Origin of the sequence: Streptomyces stoeckheimensis (assembly GCF_045822005.1) — a bacterium.
Classification (GTDB): Bacteria; Actinomycetota; Actinomycetes; order Streptomycetales; family Streptomycetaceae; genus Streptomyces; species Streptomyces stoeckheimensis.
Genome location: NZ_CP169550.1, coordinates 7,468,211 through 7,491,594, shown reverse-complemented (window position 1 = coordinate 7,491,594; position 23,384 = coordinate 7,468,211). Strand labels below are relative to the sequence as shown.

Here is a 23,384-nt window from a genome sequence, read left to right as displayed (position 1 = left end):
GGGCCCCATGACGATCAGTGACGGATCCCACCGTTCCGAACCCTCCACCACGGCCGACGAGCGCGAGATGCTCGACGGCTGGCTCGACTACCACCGCTCCACCTTGGCCTGGAAGTGCGAGGGACTGTCCGACGCGCAGCTGCGCACCACCCCGTTGCTGCCGTCCGAGCTGAGCCTGCTGGGGCTGGTGCGCCACATGGCCGAGGTGGAGCGGTACTGGTTCCGGGAGATCATGCTGGACGAGGACCTGCCCGAGCTGTTCTGCACGGCTGACGACCCGGACGGGGACTTCCACTTCTCCGACGCGGACACCTGGGCCGAGGCCGAGCGGGTCTGGCAGACCGAGATCGAGCTGGCCCGGCAGGCCGCGGCCGGCCGCTCCCTGGACCTCGCCTCGAAGCCCGAGAGCCACCGCCGGGGCGAGGTGTTCAGCCTGCGCTGGGTCTACACCCACATGATCGAGGAGTACGCGCGCCACAACGGCCACGCCGACCTGCTGCGCGAGCACCTCGACGGCGCCACGGGCGAGTAGCCGTCACCCGTGCGGGGTGAATATCGGCTCCGGGTTTTCGCAACGGGGTCCTCGCACAGCAGAGTTGTGTGAGTGCATCCAACCCGAACCACGACAAAACTGCTGCTCGGCGTCGCCTGTGCGGTCTCGGCCGTCTCCGGCTGCGTGAACGTGACCCCGCCCCCCGTGCAGCCGGCGCCCGCCCCCGGCACCCCGGGCGCGCCGCCCCGGCACGAGCCCCGCGGCGGTCCGGGGGCCGCGCCGGTGGTCGTCCGGGCACCCGCCCTGGAGGCGCTGGAGGCCGTGGAGGCGCTGCCCGGGCGGCCTGCCGGGCCGGCGCCCTCCACGTCCGGCCGGGCCGCCGTCCCGCGGGCCGCGGACCCCGCCGCGGAGGCGGCCGGGAACGGGCGGCCCGGAGGCCGCGGAGCCCCGGCGGCCGCTGCGCCGGTTCCGGACATCCCGGAGCCCCGGCAGCACGGCGGGCAGCGGGACCGCTCCGACGGGCGTCCCGGCGGGCAGCACCCCGGGCGGCCCCGGTCCGAGGGTGCCGAGGTGCCGCGGGAGCTGGTGCGGGAGCTGCCGGTGCGGCCGGCCGACGTGTGCGCGCTGGGCCGCCGGCACGGGCGCTGGCATCCGGACAGCCCGGAGGCCCGAATCTGCGCGGGCGTCCAGGGCGGCTGACGGCCCGGCCTCCGGTCCCGGTCACTCTCCCCCGGTCCCGGTCCCGGTCCCGGCCCCGCTCCCCCGGCTCCGCTACTGGTTCTGCTCCGGGAACGGCCGGGGCTCCTCCCCCGGTTCCTCCGCGAGCCGGCGCTCCAGCCGGGCGATGGCGGCCCGTACGCCGTTCCCGTACCCGTCGTCGGCCAGGGCCCCGGTGGCGGCGCGGGCCCGCGCCAGGTGGATCCTGGCCGCCTCGGGGCGCCGTAGCTTCACGTAGTCGGCGGCCAGGCTCAGGTGCAGCGACGGGTAGAAGACCCGCACGGCCGAGGGCGGACCGGGACCGTCGGAGTCGGCGTGCGCTGCGGCCAGCGCCCGCAGGTCCCAGGCCAGCTCCTCGGCGGGGTCGTCCTGCGCGTCGGCGAGGTAGTGCGCCAGCGTGCAGCGGTGCAGGGAGTCGCCCTCCGTGGCGATCTCCGACCAGATCTCGCCGAGCCGGTTGCGGGCCTCCTCGCGGTCGCCGGCGTGCAGCAGGATGGCCGCTTGGCCGATCCTGGTCATGACGGCGTCCTCCGACGCCTCCTGCTGCTCCGTCAACGCGGCCTCCGGCTCGTTCCCGTCAGACCTGCTCCGGTCTGATCATCAAGACGCTAGCCGGAGGCACCTGCAATGCCGCCTAGGCGCGGTCGGTCATCGGCCCAGGTCCGGGATCCGCCAGTCGATCGGCGCATGGCCCTGGGCGGCGACGGCCTCGTTGATCTGGGTGAAGGGCCGGGAGCCGAAGAACTTCTTGGCCGACAGCGGCGAGGGGTGGGCGCCCTTGACGACCGCGTGCCGCTCCTCGTCGATCAGCGGGAGCTTCTTCTGCGCGTACGCCCCCCAGAGGACGAAGACGGCCGGGTCGGGGCGCTCGGCCACCGCGCGGATCACCGCGTCGGTGAACTTCTCCCAGCCCTTGCCCTTGTGCGAGTTGGGCTCGGCCTCGCGGACGGTGAGGACCGCGTTGAGCAGCAGGACGCCCTGCTCGGCCCACGGCATCAGATAGCCGTTGTCCGGGATGGGGGTGCCCAGCTCGGCCTGCATCTCCTTGTAGATGTTGCGCAGCGAGGGCGGGGTCTTCACGCCGGGCTGCACGGAGAAGCACAGTCCGTGGCCCTGGCCCGCGCCGTGGTACGGGTCCTGGCCGAGGACCAGCACCTTCACCTCGTCGAACGCCGTGGCCTCCAGGGCCGCGAAGACCTGCTCGCGGGGCGGGTAGACCGGCCCGTTCGCCCGCTCCTTCTCGACGAACTCGGTGAGTTCTTTGAAGTAGGGCTGGTCCAGCTCTCCGCCGAGGACGGGGAGCCAGGACTCGGGCAGCATCTGGGTCACGGCGACAACCTCCGGTACACGTTCTTCGATACGTCACGTCTGCGCGCTCGCGCAACTGCTTCGCGCGACTGGTCCAGAACTTACCGGTGGCCACTGACAACGCGACGCCCGCCCGCCCCGCCGGGGTGGGCGGTGCGGACGGGCGGGCGGTGTACGGGCCTGCTACCAGCTGGTCTTGCGGTACAGCTCCCACAGCTGCATGACGGTCTGCGGGTCGAGCGCCCGCTCGGCGCCGGCGATGTCGTCGCGGGCGGCGACGTACAGCTTGCCCTGCCACAGGGGCAGCAGCCGGACGTCGTCGGCGAAGATCTGCTGGGCCTTCTCGAACTCGTGGATGCCGGCCGACCGGTCGCTCTCGCGGCGGGACTTGGGCAGGATCACGTTCAGGATCTCCGCGGTCTCGTACGGGGTGCCGACCGCGTTCTCCTTGCCGACGAACGGCGCGATGAAGTTGTCGGGGTCCGGGAAGTCGGGGAACCAGCCGCGGCCGAAGACGGGGTACTCGCCCTTCTTGTAGCCGGCCTGGAAGTCCTTCCAGGGCTGCCCGCGCAGGGTGATCTTGAAGAGTCCGCTCTCGTCGAGCTGACGCTTGAGCTCGGTGAACTCGTCCGCGGTGGAGGCGCCGTAGCGGTCGGTGGTGTACCAGAAGGTCAGGTTCACCGGCGTGGGGATCCCGGCGTCCTTGAGGGCCTTCTTGGCCTTGGCCACGTCCGGCTGGCCGTAGGAGTCGTAGAACGGCGTCTTGTGGCCGACGACCCCCTTGGGGACCATCGAGTAGAGCGGCTCGGCGGTGCCCTGGTAGACCTTCGAGACGAGCGCCCCGCGGTCGACGATCTGGGCGATCGCCCGACGCACCTCGACCTTCGCGACCTGCGGGTCCGTGGGGTTGAAGATCAGGTAGCGGATCTCCGAGCCGACGTTCTCGACGACCTGGACGCCCGCGTCGTGCGAGGCGGGGGCCTGGAGGTCCTTGACCTCGTCGGCGGAGAGGCCGCGGTAGGTCGCGTCGATCTCCTTGCCCTTGAGGGCCGCGATCATCTTCTTGGAGTCCGCGAAGTAACGGATGGTGACCCCGCCGTTGCGGCGGTTGGCGAAGCCGTTGTAGCTCTCGTTGCGGTTCAGGACCGCCTCGCCGGCCTCCTTGTACGACTCCAGGGTGTACGGGCCGGAGCCGGTCACCTTGTCGCCCTCGCGCAGCTTGTCGGCCGGGTACTGCTTCGGCGAGACGAGCGAGGCGGCCGGGGAGCCGAGCACGAAGGGGAAGGTGGCGTCCGGGGTGTTCAGGTGGAAGACCACCGTCTGCGCGTCCGGGGTCTCGATCTTGTCGAGGCTGCCGAAGAGGGCCTTGGGGCCGGACGGGGCGTCGATGGTCTTGATCCGGTCCAGGGAGTGCTTGACGGCCTTGGCGTCGAGCGGCTCGCCGTCGGAGAACTTCAGGCCCTTGCGCACGGTGCAGCGGTACGACTCGTTCCCGGAGTCGGTGAACTCGCAGTTCGAGGCGGCGTCCGGCTGGGGCTTGGTGGCACCCGTGGGGAACGCCAGCAGGGTCTGGTAGACGTTCCGGTAGAGCTCCCAGGAGCCGTCCCAGGCCGCGGCGGGATCGAGGGTCGTGGGTGCGCTCGTCGTTCCGACGACAATCCGCTGTTCTCCATTGCCGCCGTCGTCCGAGAACAGGCCGCATCCTGAGAGCAGGGATATGGACGCAAGGGCCGCAGTGATCTGCAGGCATCTGGTCCGGTTGAACACGTGCACGCTCCTCGATCAGCCAGGGGTGCGGCAGACCCTACCGCAGAGCATCACGAAACCAATGGGTAGGTTTCGTGCGGCACTTGACCGATTTAGTACCCATTCGGTACGCATTTGCCTCCCCTTCGGAGGCAAATGCGTCCGATTATCGGTCAATGCACCCCGGCATTAAGGAACATTCCCCCGTCTACGACGAGAGTTTGTCCCGTGATCCATTCCGCTTGTGCAGATGTAAGAAACGCGGCGGCCCCTCCGATGTCCTCCGGAAGCCCGAGGCGGCCCAGCGGGTACGCCGCAGCGGCCTCCTGCTCCCGGCCCTCGTAGAGCGCCTGCGCGAACCTGGTCTTGACCACCGCGGGCGCGATCGCGTTGACCCGGACCCCCGGCGCCATCTCGTGGGCGAGCTGCAGCGTCAGGTTGACCATGGCCGCCTTGCTCATCCCGTACGCCCCGATGAAGGGCGAGGCGGAGACGCCGGCGATCGAGGCGATGTTGACGATCGCCCCGCCGTTCTCCTTCTGCCAGGCGTGCCAGGTCCGCTGGGCGAAGCCGAGCGCCGAGATCACGTTGGTCTCGAAGACCTTGCGGGCGACCCCGAGGTCCAGGTCCGCGATCGGCCCGAAGACCGGATTGGTGCCCGCGTTGTTGATCAGGAAGTCGACGCGGCCGAAGGCCTCCATCGTGCGTTCCACGGCGACGGCCTGGTGGGCCTCGTCGTGCGCCTTGCCCGCGACCGCGATCACCCGGTCCGCACCGAGCCGCTCGACGGCCTCCTTGAGGGCCTCCTCGTTCCGGCCGGTGATGCAGAGCCGGTCACCCCGCGCCACCAGGGCCTCGGCGATGCCGTAGCCGATGCCCCGGCTCGCACCGGTGATCAGCGCGACCTTGCCGCTGTCCGTTCCGTCGTACGTCATAGCGTGCGCCTGCCTCTCGTCAGCTGAGCGGGCCGCCGGCCACGTACATGACCTGGCCGGAAACGAAGCCGGCGGACTCGCCGGTGAAGAAGGCGATCGCGTTGGCCACGTCGTCCGGGCGCCCGACGCGCTGCACCGGGATCTGGGTGGCGGCCGCGGCCTGGAAGTCATCGAAGTCCATGCCGACCCGGGCGGCCGTGTGGGCGGTCATCTCGGTGACGATGAAACCGGGGGCGACGGCGTTCGCGGTGATGCCGAACTTGCCGAGCTCGATGGCCAGGGTCTTGGTGAAGCCCTGCAGGCCCGCCTTGGCCGCCGAGTAGTTGGCCTGGCCGCGGTTGCCGAGCGCCGAGCTGCTGGACAGGCTCACGATCCGGCCGAACTTGGCCGCGACCATGTGCTTCTGACAGGCCTTCGACATCAGGAACGCACCGCGCAGGTGCACGTTCATGACGGTGTCCCAGTCGGTGTCGCTCATCTTGAAGAGCAGGTTGTCCCGCAGCACACCCGCGTTGTTGACGAGGATGGTCGGGGCGCCGAGCAGGGTCACCACCCGTTCGACGGCCGCCTCCACCTGCGCGCTGTCGGAGACGTCGCAGCCGATCGCGACGGCCGTGCCGCCGGCCGCCGTGATCGCCTCCACGGTGTCCTTGCAGGCCGCCTCGTCCAGGTCGAGGACGGCGACCGCCCGGCCTTCGGCGGCCAGGCGTACGGCAGTGGCGGCGCCGATGCCCCGGGCCGCCCCGGTCACGATCGCGACGCGCTGCTCGGTGGTGGACATGCTGGATCTCCTCGCCCTCGGAAAAGCGGCCCCTCATGGGTGAGCAACCGCTTAGTAGCTTCAGCTGAGGAGACGCTAGGAGCCCTGGCACTCCGTGTCAACGGGGAGCAGATCCGGCCGACTACCGGACCAGCAGGTCCAGCAGCCGCTCCACCTCGGCGGCGGGGTCCGCCGTCAGTCCCGTGTGGACGGGGCCCGGCTGCACCACCGTGCTGCGCGGCGCGATCAGCCACCGGAACCGCCGCCCCGCATCGTCACCCGCGGCCTGGCCGGCGGACTCGCCGCCCGCGCACACGCCCTCGACCCCGCGCAGGGCGGCCCGCACCCCGGCCACGTCGGCCTTCGGGTCCAGGGCGAGGAGCTTGGCCTCGTCGAGGTGGGTGCGCGCGCGGACGTAGGACCGCGCCCGGCAGTAGACGATCACGCCGGCGTTGAAACACTCGCCGCGCTCCATCCGGGGCACCACACGCACCACCGCGTACTCGAACACGTCCCGCTTGATCACTCGCTGTCGCTCTTCATCTTCCGGGGACGGGGGTCGAGGCGGTCGGCGAGCCAGCCGGGCGGACCCGACCGGACCTTCGCCTCGGCCTCCATCGTGATCCTCTCGTGGATCGTGGCCGCGCGCGGCAGCAGGGCCTCCACGTAGGCGCGGCGCAGCGCGTCGGTGGAGTCGAAGCCCGGCTCGTCGACCAGCCACTCGTCGGGCACGTCGGCGGCGACCTCGGTGAGCAGCTCCTCGGTGACCAGCGGTGCGAGCGCGGCCGCCGCCGCGGCGATGTCCGGGCCGACCGGGGCCAGTACGTGGTCGGAGGCGTTGTAGGGCTTGGCGGCGGCGCTCTCGGCGGTGGGCCAGTTGTGGTGCCAGATCATGGTGGCGCCGTGGTCGATGAGCCAGAGGTCCCCGTGCCAGACCAGCATGTTCGGGTTGCGCCAGGACCGGTCGACGTTGTTGATCAGTGCGTCGAACCAGACCACGCGCCCCGCCTCGACGGGGTCCACCTGATAGGCGAGCGGGTCGAAGCCGATGGAGCCGGGGAGGTAGTCCATCCCGAGGTTCAGCCCGCCGCTGGCCTTGAGCAGCTCCTGGACCTCCTGGTCGGGCTCACCGAGCCCGATGACCGGGTCCAGCTGCATCTGCACCAGCCTGGGGACGCGCAGCCCCAGCCGCTGGGCCAGGCGGCCGCAGATGACCTCGGCGACCAGGGTCTTGCGACCCTGGCCGGCTCCGGTGAACTTCATGACGTACGTGCCGAGATCGTCGGCTTCCACGATTCCGGGGAGCGAGCCGCCCTCCCGCAGAGGCGTGACGTAACGGGTCGCGATCACTTCTGTGAGCATTTCCCCAGGCTATCCGGCCGTCGAGCCACGCATCCAAGGCATATCCGCGGCACATCCGCTCACCCCTGCAGGCACCATTCGGTGAACCCTTCGATGCTGTCGTCCACGCGCGCGTCCTCGTCCGCCACGGCGGCGGTGCGGAAGAACCGGACCTCCTGGAAGTGCAGCTCCATGGCACTGACGAGGCTCTGCAGGCTGAGCACCTCGCAGAGCCAGGTCCGCGCCTCGCTGCCGTCGAGGCCGGCCGGTACCAGGCCGTGCTCGGCGAGCAGGTCCGTCTTGCTGATCGCGACCGCCAGGCGGGCGCGCTTCAGCGGGGCGCCCATCGCGGCCACCGCCTGGACCGACCGGGCGAAGACCTCCTCGGGATCGACCGTGGAGCCGAGGGTGCGGTCCAACAGGGGACCCGGCGCCGGGTCCGTTGCGGTCCAGAACTCCTTCACCGCCATCGGGTCGAGGACGAAGACGAAGGTGCGCGCGGCCCGCGCGTAGCGCAGCGCGTCGGTTTCCTCGCGGTCGACGAACCGCTCACCGGCCGTGTCGAAGAGGTGGACCAGCCGCCGGGAGCGGCCGCCGCCGAGGACGAACGAGTGCGCCCGGGGCAGGGCCTTCTGGGTGGCGCGGGTGTTCCCGCGCATCCGCAGCACCTCGCGCAGCACCTGGTAGTTGGCCTCCGACTCCTCGTCGGCGAGGGTGAGCGCCGGCCCGCCGTTCGCCGCCGCGCGCTCCAGGGAAAGCAGCATGGCCGCCATCAGCTGCGTCTTGCCCGCCGCCCGTCCGCCGATCAGCGGTATCACCACCTCGGGCATGTGGCCGGCGTCCGTGTTCATCGGCTTTCCGCAGTGGGGGTGGACGCAGTACGCCTGGAGCCGCGCGTCCCGGCTCATCAGCATCAGCAGGGTCGGCATGCGCTGTCCGCATTGGCAGCGCCGCCGGAAGATGCCGTACGTGCCGGGGCGGATGTCCGCGTGCCGCCGCCGGCAGGTGGGACGCGGGCAGTCGTACGCGGGATAGGGGACGCGTTCGAAGCAGTGCGGGCACAGCATGCCCGTGCGGAGGTGCTTCACCCACAGCACCGCCCGGTCGACGGCCCGCAGCGCACCGGCGAGGAGCCGGGCCCCGCCCGCCAGCAGGCCCATGACCACGGCGTGCAGGCCCAGCAGCACGGCGAGCGGCGGCAGGGCGACCACCAGGCCCGTGCAGAGTCCCAGGTACAGCGCCAGCCCGTACGGCACGGTGAAGGCCCGGTTGCGCGCGGGAGCGGTGAACTGACTCGAGGTCACGGCCCGGAAGGAGTCGCCGACCGTCCTGACGTACGACCGGCGCTCCAGCACGAGGATCTGGCGCAGGTCGCGGAAGGCCGGTCCGAAGAAGTAGTTGCGGTACGCCTTCACCTGCTCGTCCTGCGGACGGTAGGGGGCGATCGTCTGGAACTCGGGGGTGCGCCGGTGCACGACGCCGACCACCGTGCGTCCGTACCCGGCGAGCACCTGCATCACCAGGGCGAGGCCGCGCAGGGCGGCGATGACCGGGACGAAGGGCAGGAACGCGCCGAGCCCGAGGAGGTAGAGGGCGGGGACGAGGACGAAGGAGATGATTTCATCCATGACGCATCACTGTCCCTTCTCCTTCCGGGACTTGTCGGAACTCTTCTTCCGGGACGTGTCGGGACTCGCCGCATCGGGCGCCGAAGGCGCGGACGCCCTCGCGCCGGGAGGATCCGCGGCGGCGGGCTCCGTGTGGCGGCCGAAGGGCCAGACCCTGCGCGGCCGGCGCTGCGGGCTGCTGCGCCGGGCCTCGGCGTCCTCGGCGTAGTGGTCGGCGAGTCCGGGCTGGTGGGGCCGTACCGCCGCCTCCAGACGTGCCAGGTCCGCCAGGCGCCAGTGTGCGGCGGGATGGGAGCGGATCGCCGTCACGAGCTCCAGTTGGGCATGGGTGCGCAGAGACCTCCGCGACAGGGTGGCCGCGGTGGCGACATGGCTGAGCAGTACGTCGCCGATCCCCTCGCCGCCCGTGACCCTGCGGTACACGTCCGACAGGTAGCGGTCCAGGTCACGGTCACTCAACTCCCGCAGCCGGCCCCGCAGTCGCGCGATGTCGGCAGGCAGCCACAGCATGGCGGGCACCAGGCACAGGCTCGTGAGCGCGAGCGTCGCGGACCATCTGAGCTTCGGTGGGACCTCGAAGGCCGCGAGCAGGTCCGTGGCCTCGACGGCCTCACGGAGGACCCTGTTCAGATCGAGGGCGACCCGTACGCGCTCCCCCACGTCCGCGGGCAGCCAGGCGAAGCGGCCCGGGTCGGCGAGCAGCCCGCACAGGCGCAGGCAGGCCTCCAGTGACTCCTCCTCCTGGATGTCCTGGCCCAGCGCGCGGCGGAACCATGCGCCGACCGCCTCGTCCACCGGTTCCGCGGCGGGCAGCAGCCTGGCGATCCAGGCCGCTTCCTCGTGGGACCAGGTCCGCGAAGGGTGCCAGAGGGCGCTCACCAGCTCCTCGTCGGGCGACGTCCGACCCCGGATCTTCAGGATCTTGAACATGATCGGAACCGTGTCCGAGCGCATGCGTTCGGCCCTCGCCCGCAGGTGGTGCTCCAGGACCAGAGGACGGTCCGCCAGGTCGGCTTCGCGCAGGAGATTGGCGGGGAAGTGCGACAGCACCTGCTCCTGGCCGGAGCGTCCCTTCAGTACCTCCTCCACCGCCGCGGCCAGGGATTCGCGCATCGCCGGCAGGACGCGCAGGAGTTCGGACACCTCGTCGAGCAGGTCGTCGGTACTCGAAGCGAGCAGCGCGTGAGCCAGGCCCAGGGTCGCCCGCTCCACGGCCTCCCGTGTCAGGGAGAGGCGGGCGCCGACGGCCCAGAGCAGCAGTCGGGTCCGCTCGCGGGGGGTCCGCGCCTCCGCCGCGAGCCGCTCCCACAGGGCGGTGGCCCGTTCGCGCGTCGTCGGGTCGTCGATCGGCACCGGCGGGGCGGCGTTCCCGGCGGCGCGGATGTAGGCCCGCATCCGCGCCGCGTGCAGTTTCCCCTCGATCTCCCGGTGCACGCCGATGTCGCCTCCGGCCTTCGCGGCCGAGCTCAGCATGGCCAGCCGGCCGTCGTCTAGGTCCCGGTGCTTGCGGTGGATGTCGTCCGCGACGGTCGCCCCGAGTGCGCCCAGGTGGTCGGCCCCGGCCAGCCAGTCGATCACGGCGTGGGCGTCGGCCCTGGTGAGCGTGATGCCGCCCGCGCAGGCCGCTGCGGCGACGGGGGCGTGCCAGTCGTCCGGCGTCTCCTCCCCGCCCCGCGTGTAGTCGGCCGTCCAGGACCAGACGAGCCGGACGGACTCGACGCCGATCCTGGTGAGGAGGCGGACCAGGTCGCTGACGGGCACCTCCGGAAAGACGCCCCGCGAGAAGTCGAAGACGGTGTAGGCCGCTTCGTCGTCCGTGCCGAAGGCGAGCTGCGCCTCCGGCACGGTGCCGATCAGATGCAGCCGGCTCCGGCCCGGACGGAAGACGTAGGTGGCGAAGGACAGCCCGCGGGCGAGCGGGGGCGGCAGCAGGTAGGAGACGGCGGCGAACCAGCGCGCGATCCGTTCGGTGTCGCGGTCGACCACCACCACCGAGCCGTGTTCGGTGAGCGCGGCGAACACGGCGGCCAGCAGCTCCGGCAGCCGGGCCGCGTGGGGATGCCCGCGCAGGAACTCGGCCACGGCCCGGACATCGAGCGGTCCGGGCGCGGGCGCCGCGAGCGCCGGGATCTCCGTGGCCGGGGCCACCGTACGGGTCCACACGGGCGAGTTCCACAGCTCGATCCCGAGCATCCCGCCCGCGGCCTCCCGGAAGTCCTCGCTGTGCAGGGCGTGGGCGAAGTAGTTGCCGAAGCGGCGGGCGGAGTCGCGGCCCACGTACCGCACGCACAGCGCGGTGGCGCGGCGCCCGTCCCGGTCGTAGGGCCGGTAGCAGAGGTTGACCGGGCAGCGCTCCAGCAGCTCCGGCGTGTCCGACTCCGCCAGGGAGCGGGGCGGCTCGTACCCGGCCAGGGCCTCCACGGCCTGCCGGGTGCCCGCGGTGACGCCCGGGCTGACGGCGTTGAACTGGAAGCCGGAGAACCCGCTGAGCCCGTGCTCACAGGAGGTGTAGTAGAGCTGCTGGAAGTGCTTCATCCCCGGCCCGCCTTCGGCACCGAACCGAACTCGCTCAGGAGCCACAGCAGGGGGTCTGCCACCCGGTACGGCTGGATGCCGGTGGCGGCGACCCGTGCGTCGGTGGTGGGGTGGCGGCCGAGCGCGGAGACCCCGAAGTACCGGTAGCGGGAGTAGTGGTTGTCCAGCAGGTGGTCGATCGGCACGCCGTCCCAGTCCTTGAGGAGCCGGCGCACCTCCTCGTGGACGTTCAGGCTGTCGCCCACGTCGAAGCGGTCCCGCGCGGGCACGTGGTCGCGCAGCGGACTGCCGGCATCGAGGAGGTGCCAGAAGGCGTCCATCTTCGAGAAGACGACGGCGATCGGGATGTCTATCTTCTGGGCGGCCCGGCCGGAACCGCGGGCGAGCAGCAGGTTGGTCACCCGGGAGAGGACGTTGATGGGCGGGTCGAGCCCCTCGCTGCCCGGCAGCGGGGTGCCGGGCAGGGCGTTGTCGCGGGCGCCCGGCATCTGCAGCGGGTCGAGCAGCAGCACGATGCCGTCGGCACCGGCCAGATAGCGGGTGTTGAGTTCCACGTTCTCCCGGGAGTTGAAGTCCTCGCCGGCCGTGTCGAAGAAGGACAGGACGGTGTGCTGCGGGCGTTCGCCGAGCAGCGTGCGCCGGCGCAGGCCGAAGCGGAAGACCAGCGGGTCCACCCGGTTGAGGTTGGTGGAGGCCGTCTGGGTACCGGGGAACATCTGGTTGTCGCGGTAGAGGCGGTCCTCGTAGTCGGAGCTGAAGCGCCGCATCGTCTCGTCGTCCGAGCCCATCAGGGCCGCTCCGAAGGCCTCTCCGATCCGGTTGCGCATCTCGTGGAGCAGCACGGTCATGTAGACGGTCTTGCCGGAGGCCTTCGGACCGACCATGGCGATCAGACGATTGTCCATCATGCCGAACTGGACGGGCAGTTCGGAGTGGCAGACCGGGCAGATCCGGTAGGTGGTCTCTCCGTCGCAGTCCGGGCAGACGGCCGTGGGCTTGCGGCCGTCGGCGGCGAAGTCCGGTCCGAGGTCGTGGCTGCGGCGCGGTCCCTTCCGCTGATCGAGCACCTGGTCGCGGCGCCGCTCGCACTGCTTTCCCGTCCGGCTCAGCCGGCTGTGGCAGCGGAATCGGATCTCGCGCGGGGCGAAGTTCTCGTAGCAGTAGGGGCAGATGAGGCGTTTGGCCATCAGGTGACTCGCAGTCTGTGCAGCGCCGTCGGGCGGATGTCGATACCGAGGTCGGTGCCCGCGTCCGCGTGCGCCGGGAAGCAGACCAGCCAGGACGGGCCGCGGGTGGCGGGCAGCGGGAACTCCACGGTCAGGGGGGTGGCTGCGGACAGCCGCTGTGCGGGCACCTCGTGCAGGACGGTGCCCTCGGCCGTACTGGTGGGGCGGAAGCGGCCGAGGCTGTGGACGATGCGCAGCCCGGGCAGGTCGCAGCCGTCCTCGGAGGTGAAGGTGACCGAGGCCACCCGGCCCTTGAGGCGGCGGCGCACGCTCGGCTCGTACGAGACGACCGTCGGGGCGGCCGGGATGAGCAGCGAGGACGCTCCTTCGCAGTCCTCGCCGAGATCCGCCACCAGGGCCTCCACGGTGAGGGTGACGGCCCCGTTGCCGACGGCCAGGTCGAAGCCGCCGTCGTGCTCGTACACCCGGCGACGGCACACGGTGTCCCCCGCGCCCGCGGCGGCCCCGGAGGCGTTCCCCTCCCGGCGCCAGCGCACCCGGGCGCTCAGCGCCCCCTCGGGCCACGCCCACAGCACGAGGAGGTGGTCCCCGCGCCGGACGTACTGGAGCTGGCCCACCGGGACCGCGAACAGGGTCCGCGGCTCGACGGGCGAACGCGGCGGGTCCTCGGCCGTGGCGTCGTACGGATCCCGGCCGGGCGGGGCCGGGGAGCCGTCCTCGGGGTCGGTCTCGTGGTGGGGCTCGGAGCGGGGCTCGGGCTCGGGGTGGTGAGCGCTCGGCGGGGGCGGCGGCGAGGCCTCCGGAGAGCCGGGGGCATCGGTGGACGCGGGTCCGGCCGTCGGGGATTCGGCGTACGGGGGCTCGGTGTACGGGGATTCGGCGTACGGGGCGTGCGCGGACTCGGTGTATGCGGACTCGGCGTACGGGGCGTGCGGGGACTCGGCGTGCGCGGAGTCGGCGTGCGGCTGCGGCCCGGCCGCTTCGGGCTCGGGGGGTGCGAAGGCGCCCTCCTGCCCGGCCCGCCCGCCGCCCTGCCGCGGGGCGGGCTCGGGGTCCTCAACCGGGGGACGCCCGGTGCGGGGCTCCGGGTCCGTCGGCGCGCCGGCGGGTTCGGGGTCCAGGAGGGTGTCCACGGACTCGAGGCCGCCCGCGTACCGGGTGTCCCCGCCGGGGCGGCCGGTCTCCGCGCGCGGGTACCCGGAGTCCCGGCCGGCGTACCCGGCCTCCGCCCGTGCCGGCCTCCCGGCGGATGCGGTGACGACGCGCAGCACTCCGAAGTCTTGCAGCTCCAACAACCCGAGCGCGACCGCGAGTTCGGGGCGATCGCAGCGCACCGTGAGGCCCTGCGCGGCCGGGAGGGCCTCGATCCCGGTCCGCAGGCCGGGCTCGGCGCCCATCCCGCCGGCCAGCAGCACCGTGTCCACGGCCGGTTCCGCGGTGCCGAGCTGCTCCGCGACGGCGGCGAGCAGGCGCTCCCGCAGGGGCGTCACCGCCCGCTCGAAGTCGCTCCGGTCCAGGGTCAGCGCATGCCGGCCGCCATCGGCGTCCTCCACGGTCTCGGTGACGGCGTCCGCGTCGCCGAGCGCCCGGCGCAGGACCTCGGCCGCGCCGAGCGGGTCCACGCCGTCCGGCAGGCGGCCGGCGAGTTCGGCGGCGACCGCCGCGTCCCAGTCGTCGCCGCCGAGCGGGAGGCCGAGGCAGCGGACCACGTGCACGGTGAGGTCGGGGGCGATGGCCAGGACGCTCAGGTCCAGGGTGGTCGCCCCCTGGTCGCAGACCAGGACCGTGTGGTCCACGCCCTGCGCGACGGCCCCGTAGTGCAGGGCCACGGCCACGGGCTCCGGTACGACGCGTCCGACCTCGAGCCCGCAGCGCTCCACCGCGTACCGCAGCTCGTCCTCCCGCCCGCCCGACACGGGGAGTCCGAGAGCGGCCGTACCGTCCGGTTCCACCCCGTGGACCCCCTCCTCCTGCGGGGCTGATCCGATCAGCAGGGGCAGGGCCCGGACCGGGTCGAGGACGCCGTCCACACCGGCGAGCCGGGTCGTGGTCACCTCCGGCAGGCCGTCGGGGCCGACCCGCGCGACCCGCCCGAAGCGGTGTCCCAGGTCGATGGCGATCATGACCGTACGCTCCCTTCGCCCGCGAACGGCCCCGCGCCGTCGGCGGTGACCCACGGCCGGCCGTCGGCCCCGACACCGACCCGGATCCGGCTGCCCGGCTCCGGACGGTTCGCCAGCAGATGGCCGACGACGGCCGAGCGCACCAGTTCCAGTTCGTTGCGGATCTGCCGCCCGCCGTAGGCCTGGTGCCCGGGATCCGACATCCGCTCCGTGATCCACGGGTACAGGGTGTCCGTGTCGGGAACCAGCTCCACGCGGTGGCGCTCCCGGACCGACTCGGCAAGCTCTCCGAGCAGCCGGTCGGCGATCCTGGCGACGTGCTCGGGGCGCAGCATGTCGAAGACGACGACGCCCGGCTTGAGCCGGCCGTAGATCTCCGGCCTGCCGATCTGCCGGAACTTCTCCTCCACGGCGCGGGTGAAGTGCGCCTCCAGCCGGGGGTACGAAAGCTGGTCGCGCTCCTCCAGCAGGCTCCGGACCTGATCCGCGCCCGTGTTGGAGGTGAAGATGATCAGGCACTGGGAGAAGTACGCCGTCTGGCCCCGGCCGTCGGTGAGCCGGCCGTCCTCCAGGATCTGCAGGAACTTGTCCAGCACCTTGGGGTGGGCCTTCTCGATCTCGTCGAAGAGCAGCACGCTGAAAGGCCGTTCCTGCACGCGGCGGGTCAGCTCGCCCCCCTGCTCGTGGCCGATGTAGCCGGGCGGTGCGCCGGCCAGGCGTTCGGCGGCGTGCTCCTGCTGGTACTCGCTCATGTCGAAGCGGGCGTAGGCGCTCTGATCGCCGAACATCAACTCGGCCACCGCCTTGGCGAGTTCGGTCTTTCCGACGCCCGTCGGTCCGACGAAGAAGAAGGCGCCCCGGGGACGCGCGGTCCCCGAACTGCCGAAGTCGACGCCCACGAAGGCGGACTGGAGGGCGGAGGCCACGGCGTTCACGGCCACGCTCTGGCCGACCACCCGGGAGCCGAGGACCCCGGCAGCACCCGCGACCGTCTCCCGGTCGAGCTGGGTCCACGGGTCGACGCTCACGTTGAGCCGGTGCAGTTCCAGCAGCTTGTCCGGTTTCCCCAAGGGCGCGTTGCGCATCCACGAGGTCCTGGCGAGGGACTCGATGTCCCAGCCCAGCATGCCGTCGGTGGCTCCCACGAGGGCTTCGAGATCGGCGCGCGAGGACTCGTGCGCCCCGTTGAAGGTGCGGAGCAGCCAGGTGAGCCACAGCCGCCGTTCACTGGGGTCGGGCGGGCCGATGTGGAGCGCGGCGACCCTCGGGTCCTCCAGGTGGAACCAGCCGGGCAGCCGCCCGACATCACCCACCGCGCACAGCACCGCGTTGCGCGCGTGCGGGGCCGGGCCCGCGGCGGAGCGCGGGGTCACGGCGTCCGTCATCGCGGCGCGCAGCCTCAAGTAGCCCAGGTGCGATTCGGGGTGGCCGGGCGGCAGGTGGTGATCGACGTCCTCGAAGACGAAGGCGACCGCCGCGTCGGGCAGGGCCACCAGGCGGTGCACGGTGGCGACGACGTCCTCGAAGGAGCGGGGCCGGCCCGACTGCCGCGGCGCGAGCAGGCGTTCGCGGCCCCGGTCCCGCTCGTCTCCGCGCCGGGCGCGGGCGGTCGCGTCCGGCGCGCCGTCGGACGGCCCTTCCCCGTCACCCCGCCCCTGTGGCGGCCGCGCTCCCGCGGCGTCCGCGGGCGTACCGGTCCCGGACGCGCCGCCCGGGATGGAGGCCCCGTCCGGGATGGAGGCCCCGCCCGGAGTGGCAGCCCCGCCCGGGGTCCGGGCGCGCTCGGAGGACCGCCCCTCGCGCAGCTCGTCGAAGCGCTCGGCGTGGCCGTCCAGCGGAAAGACGAGCCCGCCCACCGGATCCCACCAGCCGACGACCTCGGCGCCGCGCGCTTCGAGCAGACCGGCGACCACCTCGCGGAAGGAGGCCGGCCGGTCCGCGAACCACCAGCGGTCCCTGATCTGACCGTTGAGGATCACCTGGCGCCCGCGCCTCAGTTCCCAGTCGAGGGACACCGCCCACAGCGGCATCATGCCGTCCGCGACCACCGGCTGCCCGTCCCCGGCGGGCCCGCCCGGACGCTCCGTACGCGAGGGGCGTCCCGCGCCGCCGGCGTCGCCCTGCTTCACCCAGCCGACGGTGCTCACCCGGTCCAACTCCACTCCTCCGTGTCCGGCACCTGCCCCGTGTCCGTCAGCCTCTTGCCCCGCGGGCCCGGCGGCTTGCCCTGCCAGGTGAGGTCCCCGGGAACGAAGCCGTCCCCTTCGACGATGGCCTCGTGCACCCGCACCAGGAGGTCCTCGGTGCGGTCGCACACGGCGACCTCCGGATCCGGGCTGAGGGTGACATCGGGCTCGCCGTCGACCTGGTAGACGAGGACGGGGGTGCCGCCGCCGTCCGTGGTGATCGTGGTCTGGTACGTCGCTCCGGTCGGACGCTCGAAGCTGAGCAGCAGCTCTCCGGCCCGCTCCGCTCCCCCGGTGAAGGCGAAGCCCTCGCCGATCATGGCGTCCTGCAGCGCCTGCGCGAGATCCATCCGGCGTGCGTACGCCAACTGCAGTTCGTCCAGCCGGGCTTCCGCGTCGACGAGCAGCTCCTCCAGCGCCGCGACCGCCGTCAGCGCCTCCGCCGGCGCGCCCGCCGCGAGCGGGCTCGTGACGGCGGTCAGCGCCGCCTCGATGCGCTCGGCGAGTTCGGGGGCGCCGAGCTCCCGGGCCTCGGCCGCCGCCTCTCCCACGGACTGCCGTACGACGCCGAGCCGGTCCGTGGCCTCGGCGAGGATCGCCGTCACGCGCTCCTGTTCGTCCTCCAGCGCGGCCTGCCGTGCCGCCTCTTGCTCGGACGCGCGCTCTTCCGCCTGCAGTTGCGCCTCCCGGGCCTGCTCCGCCCGACGGCGTTCCCGGGCGGCCCGCTCCCCGACGGTCGCGGCATGCCGGGTGAGTGCGTGCTCCGCGGTGCCGAGCATCGCCTGGAACCGCGTCTGCTCACCGGGTCCGGCCGTGGCACGCAACTCGGCGAGCAGGTCGAGGCAGCGCCGGTGTCCCTCGGGGTCGCTTTCACGGGCTTGGGGCCCGATCCCGGCGAGCCGTTCCTCCAGCCCGGCCAGGACGGCACCGTGGTCGGCGTTCCGGCCGGAAGCCTCCGCCTCCTCGGCGAGCAGGACGACCCGGCCGCGCAGTTCCTCGATGTCCCGGCCGGGGTCCTCGCCCCGCTCCACGCGGCTCTGGAGCAGGTCCAGGCGCTCGCGCAGCACGTGCACCCCGGAGTCCTCGGCGCGGGCCCGGCCCAGCAGCCCGCGCACCTCGGCCAGCCGGCGCACGTCGGCGTCGGCCTGCTCCCGGCGGACCCGGGCGGCGTGGGAATCCTGTTGCTCGGACCGGCGCCGGGCGAGCTCCGCCTCCCGGCGCCCGGCCTCCGCCCTGGCCCGCTCCCGGCGGGCGGCGACTTCCCGGGCCCGCTGGGCGGCACGCTCGGCCCGTTCCCGGGCACGCTGCGCCTCCAGCCGCCGGCGGGCGGCCTCCCGGGCACGGCGCCTTTGCGCCTCGATCCGCGCGTAGGCCGGCGCGACCGACACGGTGCTGTACTTCGGTGATCCGCTCATGCTTCCCTCCGTTCCTCGGCGCGCAGGACGAAGCCCCGTGCCGCGAGTCGTTCCTCGAGCCCCTCACGGAAGCCGGGAGTCGGCGGCACTCCGGCCCAGGACAGTGATCCGTCGGCTTCCAGGGACAGTTCGACGCCCGCGCTGTGGTCGGGCTCCGTCCCCACGTCCGCGTAGCGGCCGGTGAGCGCGATGATGCGCTGGTTGGCGGAGCCGCGCCAGCGCAGACCGTGCTGTCGGGACGCCACGTAGGGGCCGTCGACGAGCAGGTCCAGGCGGCGCAGCAGTGCCTGCCGGTCGGGGCCGCCCCGGCGCAGGGCCTCGTACCGGAATCCGGAGTAGGCCATCGCGCTGAGCTCGGGGCGCCGCGCCCGCACGGTGTCGAGCAGCGAGGCCAGCTCCGCCGCCTGGCTGAAGGGTTCGCCGCCGGAGAGGGTGACGCCTTCGATGTCGGGCAACCCGCAGAGCCAGTCGGTGAGTTCCTCCACGGTGTGGGCGGTGCCCCCTTCGAAGGGCAGCGTCTCCGCGGCCACGCAGCCCCGGCAGCGCAGCGGGCAGCCCTGCACCCAGATCACGGCCCTGACCCCCGGGCCGAGGACGGTGCAGCGGTCGAGCCGCCGCGCCACCGAGAGCCCGGTCACCTCTGCCATGCCGCGCCCTCCGTCCCCTTCGCGTCCTTACCGTCCTGCACGTCCTGCACGTCCTGCACGTCCTGCGCGCCCTTCGCGTCCTTCGCGTCCTTCGCGTCCTTCGCGTCCTTCCGGTCCCTCGTACCCGTCCCGCCCCCCGCGCCCTTCGGGTCCGTCCCGCCCTCCGCGCCCTTCGCGCCCCCTGCGCCCGCCGCCACCCCGTCCGTACGCGACCTCGGGTCCGGCCCCGGATAGCCGTCGGCCCCGCGTTCGGCCAGGTCGCACCAGGGGCACCAGGGCCGCTCCGCCGTGTGCACGTGCAGGGCGTTCCGCCGGCAGGTCCTGAGCCGCGAAGGGTCCGACTCCGCCGCCAACGCCTCGCTCCAGGCCGCCGCGGAAGGCCGGATCCCGCCGAACGCGGCCCGGAAGAGCGCGGTGAGCCGGCGCGGGAGCAGGTCGACGGGCGGCGCGGAGCGGGGCAGGTACACCGAGGTCCGGTCGAGCAGTCGGCACCGGCCGTGCAGGACGTTGTCGTCGTACGACAGGTAGTCGCCGCCCCCCGAGGGATGCCCGGCGAAGGGGTGGAGTCCGCACATCAGCAACTGGTGGATGAGGACGGCGAGGACGAACTCGTCGGACGCCCGGTCCGGCGCGGTACCGGCCGGTGCCCCGATCCGTTCGGGCGCGGTGTGGCCCGGGCTGCCCATCCTCCCGGGGAAGGTCTCGCCCCCGTCGGTGAACTGCCAGGAGTCCACGTCCGCAATGCCGACCCTGCCCTGCGGGTCCGCCCAGAGGTTGTCCGGCTTCAGGTCGCCCACCACGTAGTCCTCGGCGTGCAGGTCCGCGAGGAGGCGGGCGAGCGAGAGGGCCGCGGCGAGTGCGGTGGCCCACGTCGCACGGGGCAGCAGCACCTGGCGGGCCTGCGGGGTCAGCAGGTACGCGAACGGCTGGTGGGCGTGGCGCATGTCGGTCATCACGTAGCCGTCCACGCCGTCGCCGCCCGGCCCGCCGGCCCGGACCCCGGCCATCGGCCAGGCGACCCGCGCGGGCGCCCCCGCGAGCAGCCGGACGGAACGCGGCTGACGGCGCTGCCGGACCAGCCGGGCGATGCGGCGCCGGTAGGCGGCGGGATCGGGCGGGTCGAGGACGAGTTTGGCCACCAGGGGGCGCGCGTCGTCCACGGCGAAGACGACCCCTTCCGAGCCGCTGCCGATCTGCCGCGTGAGGTGCCATGTGCGTCCGCTGTCGGACACCACCGTGAGGGCCATCGTCACCTGCCGTCCGTGAGAGCGCAGAGCACCGTCAGGTCGTCGCCGGTCCGCGCCGCCCCGGGCCCGGAGAGCAGGGCGCGCAGGGGTGTGGCGTCACCGCCGTTGGCGCGGAGCGTGGCCGCGAGGCCGCAGAAGAACCGCTCGGAGGGCAACGGGCCCGCCTCAGGCGGGAGTTCCCGTACGGAGGGGTGGTCGAGCGTCAGGGCCGCACAGCCGTCGGTGGCGAGCACGACCCCGCTCAGCCGCGGCTCCCACACCACGAAGGACCGTAATCGCAGCGCGGCCCCGGGCGACGAGAGGAAGACCGTCTCCGGTGCGCCCGGAGCGGGCGGCGGCAGGACCAGATGGCACCGCTCGCGCTCCTCGCGGCCCGGTCCGGGCCCGTCGGGGTCCCGGGTCAGTACCGTCCCGAAGCAGTCGCCGACCGAGAGGAACGCCACCCAGGGCGGCCGGACGACGGCCGCCGCCAGCGTGGCGGCCAGCGCCCCGGCGTCCACCGGTTCCGAGGGCGACGACGGCTCGGCCACCGCCGACAACACGCCCTCCACCGCCCGCCGGTAGTCCCCGATGATCCTGGCGCCGGCCTTGGCGATCCACCCGGTCCACACTTCCGGAGCGTCCCCCGCCCCGGGGACGTCCTCGGCCAGGATCCGGCAGGCGGCGTCCACGGCGAGGTGCGCGCCGAGGGCGCTGCGCTCCCTGCCGCCGGCGCCGTCCGCGACGGCCAGTACCGCCGTCCCGCCCAACTCGACTGCCTTGAAGGCGTCCTGGCAGCCCTGCCCACGGGCCAGGTGCGCGGTCCCCTGGACCGCGGCCCCCGCGACGATCACCGGTACCGCTCGTCGAGCAGGCGCAGGCGCCGTTGGCGCTCCACCAAGTCGGCCACCTGTCCGTGGATCTCGTCGGCGGCCTGGACCGCCCCGATCCGGTCCGAGCTCTGGAACAGCAGATCGAGGATCTGCCCGAAGTCCAGGCCCTCCAGCATCAGCGCCCCCTTGGGGGCGAGGACCCGCAGCAGCTCCAGGTCGGCGCCGCTCACGCCGATCGCCTGGAGCACGCATTCGCCCCGCTCCTCGCCGCGCCGCACCTTCTCCGCCGTACCGGCCAGGGCGGCGGGGTCCATCCGCTCCCCGTCGGCGTCGCTCGGGGCCCCGTCCGTCAGCACCCACAGGAACGGCCTGCGCACCTGGACCCGTTGCTCCTGCAGCGTCCGGTGGCGCGCCCGCCCCAGGTCGAGCGCGATCTCGACGGCCTCCGTCATCCGGGTGAGTCCGGACGCCTCCAGCCGGGGCGGACGCATCCGGTCCACCGGTACGAAGAGCCGGTCGGTCACGGCTTCCTCGACCGGAACCAGCTGCTCCCGGTCCGGGTCGAAGACCCGGACCCGCGAGTCGAAGGTGATCAGGCACACCTCGACCCGCGCACGCAGCCTCGGCTCCGCCCGCACCCCGTCGAACCAGCCGGTCAGCGCCCGGCTGAGCTCGTCGATCCGGGGACTCCCGGCCGGGCGTCCCATGGAGGCCGACGTGTCGAGGAGCAGGACGACGGGCTGCCGTTCGTCATTGCCCTGCGCCAGTCCGAAGCCGTACTCACTCATCCCCCGACACCCCACCCTGGTCCGTCCGGGCCGCCTCGCGGGCGACGCGCACATGCCGCGAGGCCTCGTACCTCACGACCACCTCCGTGCCCGGCGCCGCGCCCGGGGGCTCCGGGAGCATGCGCAGCAGCACTCCTTCGACCAGGACGTACGCGTCGGGATCGGGCCAGGTGATCACCCGGCCCGCCGCCCCGTGCCCCCACTCTTCCATCCCACCGCTCATGCGCCCACGCTAGGTGACAGATCGTCAACTATGGTCGTGACAGCGAAGATTACCCAGGCCATGATCCCCCCGCACCCCCCTTGCGCGGCCCCGGTGCGCCCCTCGTGCGCACCGGGGCGCCCCTCCATTGCACCGGGTCAGCCGGTCGGCCTCTGGTCGTGCGCCGGGCGGATTCCGGCGGCGATGCGCTCCACCACCGCGGCGGCCTGCGGGGTGCGCACCACGAAGTGCACGTCCCAGCGCGCCCCGCGCGCCAGCTCCGCCTCCACCGCCGCCCACACGGCACCCAGACTGACCTCGTAGGACAGGCCGCCGCGGCCGGAGCCGATCAGCGGGAAGCACACCGAGCGCAGCGGCGGTACGTGGCGGTCGCGCTCCTCGGCCAGCAGTGCCAGGACCCGGGACACCGCCCGGGTGACATCGGCGGGCAGCACGTCGTAGTCGTTGGTCCCGGCCCGGGGCACGGCGATCGCCGCATGGTAGATGCGCCGTACGCCCTGCGCCGCCAGCGCACCCGCCCCGGTGGCCGCCACCGTGCCGGGCCGCACCGCACGTCCCGTAGTGCCGTGCCGCTCCGCCCACCGATGCAGCTCCGTGGGCAGCGGGTCATCCAGGAGCTCACCGGTCATCCCGTGCACCGCGGCCGCCCGCCGCAGCGATGCGGCGATGGACGACTTGTAGGCCTCGGGCAGCGCGAAGTGGACGTTGGACGGGGAGACGACCACGTCCACGTCGCGCAGCAGGTCCACGGGGTGCACGTGCACCGTGAGGCCGACGGTCCGGCCGGCCGCCCGGACCTGCACGGACCGATGGGTGCCCGCCCCGCCCCCGTCCACGGGACCCGCCGGTCCGCCCGGCCCACCGGGCGAGGCGGCGGCCGCGGCCGCGTCCGCCGCCAGCCGCACGATCTGCTCGGCAACCTGGTCCAGGACCATCACCTCCTGGTCCTTGCGGAACCGCTCGACGCTCACTCCGTAGACCGAGGCCGCCCTGGCACGGCGGGAGGACGCCGGCCAGTCCCGGGTTCCCTGGGCCAGGCCCAGGGTGTACTCGGCGGCGGTGCGCAGCGTCCCCGCGTCCAGGCGGGCCACCGCACTCCGCAGCAACACCTCTATCGGCGCCCCCGGCGGCCGGGCGCCGCCGGACGTGACCGCCGTCGCCGCCGCTTCCAGGCCGGGCAGCGCACGCCCCCGCAGCCGGATCAGTCCCGCGCGCCTGACCTCCTTCAGTTCAGCGAGAAGTGACGTGTCATCAGAAAGAGGTAAGGCCATGGGCTCACGATGACATCACCCT

Annotated in this window: 21 protein-coding genes; 2 read left to right on the top strand and 19 right to left on the bottom strand. The window is 73.2% G+C overall.

The features are described 5' to 3' along the window. Nucleotides 1–7: 7 nt before the first annotated feature. Both ACE1OC_RS33975 and ACE1OC_RS33970 read left to right on the top strand, forming a co-directional pair. Nucleotides 8–532 carry a DinB family protein gene (locus ACE1OC_RS33975; protein ID WP_407840183.1) on the top strand — a complete coding sequence of 175 codons (525 nt, stop codon included), beginning with the start codon at nt 8–10 and terminating at the stop codon, nt 530–532. A 72-nt stretch (nt 533–604) separates the two neighbouring features. Beyond that, a complete protein-coding gene (locus ACE1OC_RS33970; RefSeq protein ID WP_407840182.1) occupies nt 605–1,192 on the top strand; it encodes a hypothetical protein in 588 nt (195 codons plus the stop codon). A 72-nt stretch (nt 1,193–1,264) separates the two neighbouring features. Here ACE1OC_RS33970 and ACE1OC_RS33965 read toward each other — a convergent pair whose 3' ends face one another. The 19 genes from ACE1OC_RS33965 to ACE1OC_RS33875 all read right to left on the bottom strand — a co-directional run bounded on the left by ACE1OC_RS33965 (nt 1,265) and on the right by ACE1OC_RS33875 (nt 23,362). Then, entirely contained in the window at nt 1,265–1,765 is a 501-nt protein-coding gene (locus ACE1OC_RS33965) for a hypothetical protein (protein WP_407840181.1), read from the bottom strand. A gap of 93 nt (nt 1,766–1,858) precedes the next feature. After that, nucleotides 1,859–2,530 carry a uracil-DNA glycosylase gene (locus tag ACE1OC_RS33960; protein ID WP_407841767.1) on the bottom strand — a complete coding sequence of 224 codons (672 nt, stop codon included), beginning with the start codon at nt 2,528–2,530 and terminating at the stop codon, nt 1,859–1,861. 171 nt (nt 2,531–2,701) lie between these two features. Continuing rightward, complete coding sequence (locus tag ACE1OC_RS33955; protein WP_407840180.1) at nt 2,702–4,285, bottom strand: ABC transporter substrate-binding protein; 1,584 nt, start codon at nt 4,283–4,285, stop codon at nt 2,702–2,704. A gap of 152 nt (nt 4,286–4,437) precedes the next feature. Beyond that, nucleotides 4,438–5,199 carry an SDR family oxidoreductase gene (locus ACE1OC_RS33950; protein WP_250745254.1) on the bottom strand — a complete coding sequence of 254 codons (762 nt, stop codon included), beginning with the start codon at nt 5,197–5,199 and terminating at the stop codon, nt 4,438–4,440. A gap of 19 nt (nt 5,200–5,218) precedes the next feature. Then, nucleotides 5,219–5,980, bottom strand: coding sequence for a 3-oxoacyl-ACP reductase FabG (gene fabG, locus ACE1OC_RS33945; protein WP_407840179.1), 762 nt, complete (start codon nt 5,978–5,980; stop codon nt 5,219–5,221). 121 nt (nt 5,981–6,101) lie between these two features. Next, nucleotides 6,102–6,485 (bottom strand): DUF3037 domain-containing protein, encoded by a 384-nt coding sequence (locus ACE1OC_RS33940; protein WP_407840178.1) that lies wholly within the window; start codon nt 6,483–6,485, stop codon nt 6,102–6,104. Beyond that, nucleotides 6,482–7,321, bottom strand: coding sequence for a HipA family kinase (locus ACE1OC_RS33935; RefSeq protein ID WP_250745251.1), 840 nt, complete (start codon nt 7,319–7,321; stop codon nt 6,482–6,484). Before ACE1OC_RS33935 ends, ACE1OC_RS33940 begins: the two co-directional genes overlap by 4 nt. Before the next feature lie 59 nt (nt 7,322–7,380). Further along, nucleotides 7,381–8,928, bottom strand: a complete 1,548-nt coding sequence (locus ACE1OC_RS33930; RefSeq protein ID WP_407840177.1) for a TRAFAC clade GTPase domain-containing protein — start codon at nt 8,926–8,928, stop codon at nt 7,381–7,383. 6 nt (nt 8,929–8,934) lie between these two features. Continuing rightward, nucleotides 8,935–11,463 carry a GTPase-associated protein 1-related protein gene (locus ACE1OC_RS33925; RefSeq protein WP_407840176.1) on the bottom strand — a complete coding sequence of 843 codons (2,529 nt, stop codon included), beginning with the start codon at nt 11,461–11,463 and terminating at the stop codon, nt 8,935–8,937. Next, complete coding sequence (locus ACE1OC_RS33920) at nt 11,460–12,650, bottom strand: TRAFAC clade GTPase domain-containing protein (protein ID WP_250745248.1); 1,191 nt, start codon at nt 12,648–12,650, stop codon at nt 11,460–11,462. The genes ACE1OC_RS33925 and ACE1OC_RS33920 overlap by 4 nt, the downstream gene beginning before the upstream one ends. Continuing rightward, nucleotides 12,650–14,773 (bottom strand): Hsp70 family protein, encoded by a 2,124-nt coding sequence (locus tag ACE1OC_RS33915; protein ID WP_407840175.1) that lies wholly within the window; start codon nt 14,771–14,773, stop codon nt 12,650–12,652. Before ACE1OC_RS33915 ends, ACE1OC_RS33920 begins: the two co-directional genes overlap by 1 nt. After that, complete coding sequence (locus ACE1OC_RS33910; RefSeq protein WP_407841766.1) at nt 14,770–16,920, bottom strand: AAA family ATPase; 2,151 nt, start codon at nt 16,918–16,920, stop codon at nt 14,770–14,772. The genes ACE1OC_RS33915 and ACE1OC_RS33910 overlap by 4 nt, the downstream gene beginning before the upstream one ends. Further along, the gene (locus ACE1OC_RS33905) at nt 16,917–18,374 is read right to left on the bottom strand and encodes a hypothetical protein (protein ID WP_407840174.1); all 1,458 of its coding nucleotides are present in this window, start codon (nt 18,372–18,374) and stop codon (nt 16,917–16,919) included. The genes ACE1OC_RS33910 and ACE1OC_RS33905 overlap by 4 nt, the downstream gene beginning before the upstream one ends. After that, nucleotides 18,371–19,021 (bottom strand): 4Fe-4S single cluster domain-containing protein, encoded by a 651-nt coding sequence (locus ACE1OC_RS33900; RefSeq protein WP_407840173.1) that lies wholly within the window; start codon nt 19,019–19,021, stop codon nt 18,371–18,373. Before ACE1OC_RS33900 ends, ACE1OC_RS33905 begins: the two co-directional genes overlap by 4 nt. Next, entirely contained in the window at nt 19,009–20,268 is a 1,260-nt protein-coding gene (locus ACE1OC_RS33895; RefSeq protein WP_407841765.1) for a hypothetical protein, read from the bottom strand. The genes ACE1OC_RS33900 and ACE1OC_RS33895 overlap by 13 nt, the downstream gene beginning before the upstream one ends. Nucleotides 20,269–20,270: 2 nt before the next feature. Beyond that, nucleotides 20,271–21,101, bottom strand: coding sequence for a protein phosphatase 2C domain-containing protein (locus tag ACE1OC_RS33890; protein WP_407840172.1), 831 nt, complete (start codon nt 21,099–21,101; stop codon nt 20,271–20,273). Further along, on the bottom strand, nt 21,098–21,868 hold the full coding sequence (locus tag ACE1OC_RS33885) for a vWA domain-containing protein (protein WP_407840171.1): 771 nt from the start codon (nt 21,866–21,868) through the stop codon (nt 21,098–21,100). The genes ACE1OC_RS33890 and ACE1OC_RS33885 overlap by 4 nt, the downstream gene beginning before the upstream one ends. After that, nucleotides 21,861–22,091 carry a hypothetical protein gene (locus tag ACE1OC_RS33880; RefSeq protein ID WP_407840170.1) on the bottom strand — a complete coding sequence of 77 codons (231 nt, stop codon included), beginning with the start codon at nt 22,089–22,091 and terminating at the stop codon, nt 21,861–21,863. Before ACE1OC_RS33880 ends, ACE1OC_RS33885 begins: the two co-directional genes overlap by 8 nt. A gap of 137 nt (nt 22,092–22,228) precedes the next feature. Further along, entirely contained in the window at nt 22,229–23,362 is a 1,134-nt protein-coding gene (locus ACE1OC_RS33875) for a hypothetical protein (protein ID WP_407840169.1), read from the bottom strand. Between the last annotated feature and the right edge of the window lie 22 nt (nt 23,363–23,384).

Excerpts from the sequence above, each read along its gene's own strand:
- ACE1OC_RS33950 (WP_250745254.1), bottom strand. The coding sequence starts at position 5,199 with ATGACGTACGACGGAACGGACAGCGGCAAGGTCGCGCTGATCACCGGT.
- ACE1OC_RS33875 (WP_407840169.1), bottom strand. The coding sequence starts at position 23,362 with ATGGCCTTACCTCTTTCTGATGACACGTCACTTCTCGCTGAACTGAAG.
- ACE1OC_RS33900 (WP_407840173.1), bottom strand. The coding sequence starts at position 19,021 with ATGGCAGAGGTGACCGGGCTCTCGGTGGCGCGGCGGCTCGACCGCTGC.
- ACE1OC_RS33930 (WP_407840177.1), bottom strand. The coding sequence starts at position 8,928 with ATGGATGAAATCATCTCCTTCGTCCTCGTCCCCGCCCTCTACCTCCTC.
- ACE1OC_RS33905 (WP_407840174.1), bottom strand. The coding sequence starts at position 18,374 with ATGAGCGGATCACCGAAGTACAGCACCGTGTCGGTCGCGCCGGCCTAC.
- ACE1OC_RS33975 (WP_407840183.1), top strand. The coding sequence starts at position 8 with ATGACGATCAGTGACGGATCCCACCGTTCCGAACCCTCCACCACGGCC.
- ACE1OC_RS33935 (WP_250745251.1), bottom strand. The coding sequence starts at position 7,321 with ATGCTCACAGAAGTGATCGCGACCCGTTACGTCACGCCTCTGCGGGAG.
- ACE1OC_RS33880 (WP_407840170.1), bottom strand. The coding sequence starts at position 22,091 with ATGAGCGGTGGGATGGAAGAGTGGGGGCACGGGGCGGCGGGCCGGGTG.
- ACE1OC_RS33915 (WP_407840175.1), bottom strand. The coding sequence starts at position 14,773 with ATGATCGCCATCGACCTGGGACACCGCTTCGGGCGGGTCGCGCGGGTC.
- ACE1OC_RS33885 (WP_407840171.1), bottom strand. The coding sequence starts at position 21,868 with ATGAGTGAGTACGGCTTCGGACTGGCGCAGGGCAATGACGAACGGCAG.
- fabG (WP_407840179.1), bottom strand. The coding sequence starts at position 5,980 with ATGTCCACCACCGAGCAGCGCGTCGCGATCGTGACCGGGGCGGCCCGG.
- ACE1OC_RS33960 (WP_407841767.1), bottom strand. The coding sequence starts at position 2,530 with ATGCTGCCCGAGTCCTGGCTCCCCGTCCTCGGCGGAGAGCTGGACCAG.
- ACE1OC_RS33920 (WP_250745248.1), bottom strand. The coding sequence starts at position 12,650 with ATGGCCAAACGCCTCATCTGCCCCTACTGCTACGAGAACTTCGCCCCG.
- ACE1OC_RS33925 (WP_407840176.1), bottom strand. The coding sequence starts at position 11,463 with ATGAAGCACTTCCAGCAGCTCTACTACACCTCCTGTGAGCACGGGCTC.
- ACE1OC_RS33895 (WP_407841765.1), bottom strand. The coding sequence starts at position 20,268 with ATGGCCCTCACGGTGGTGTCCGACAGCGGACGCACATGGCACCTCACG.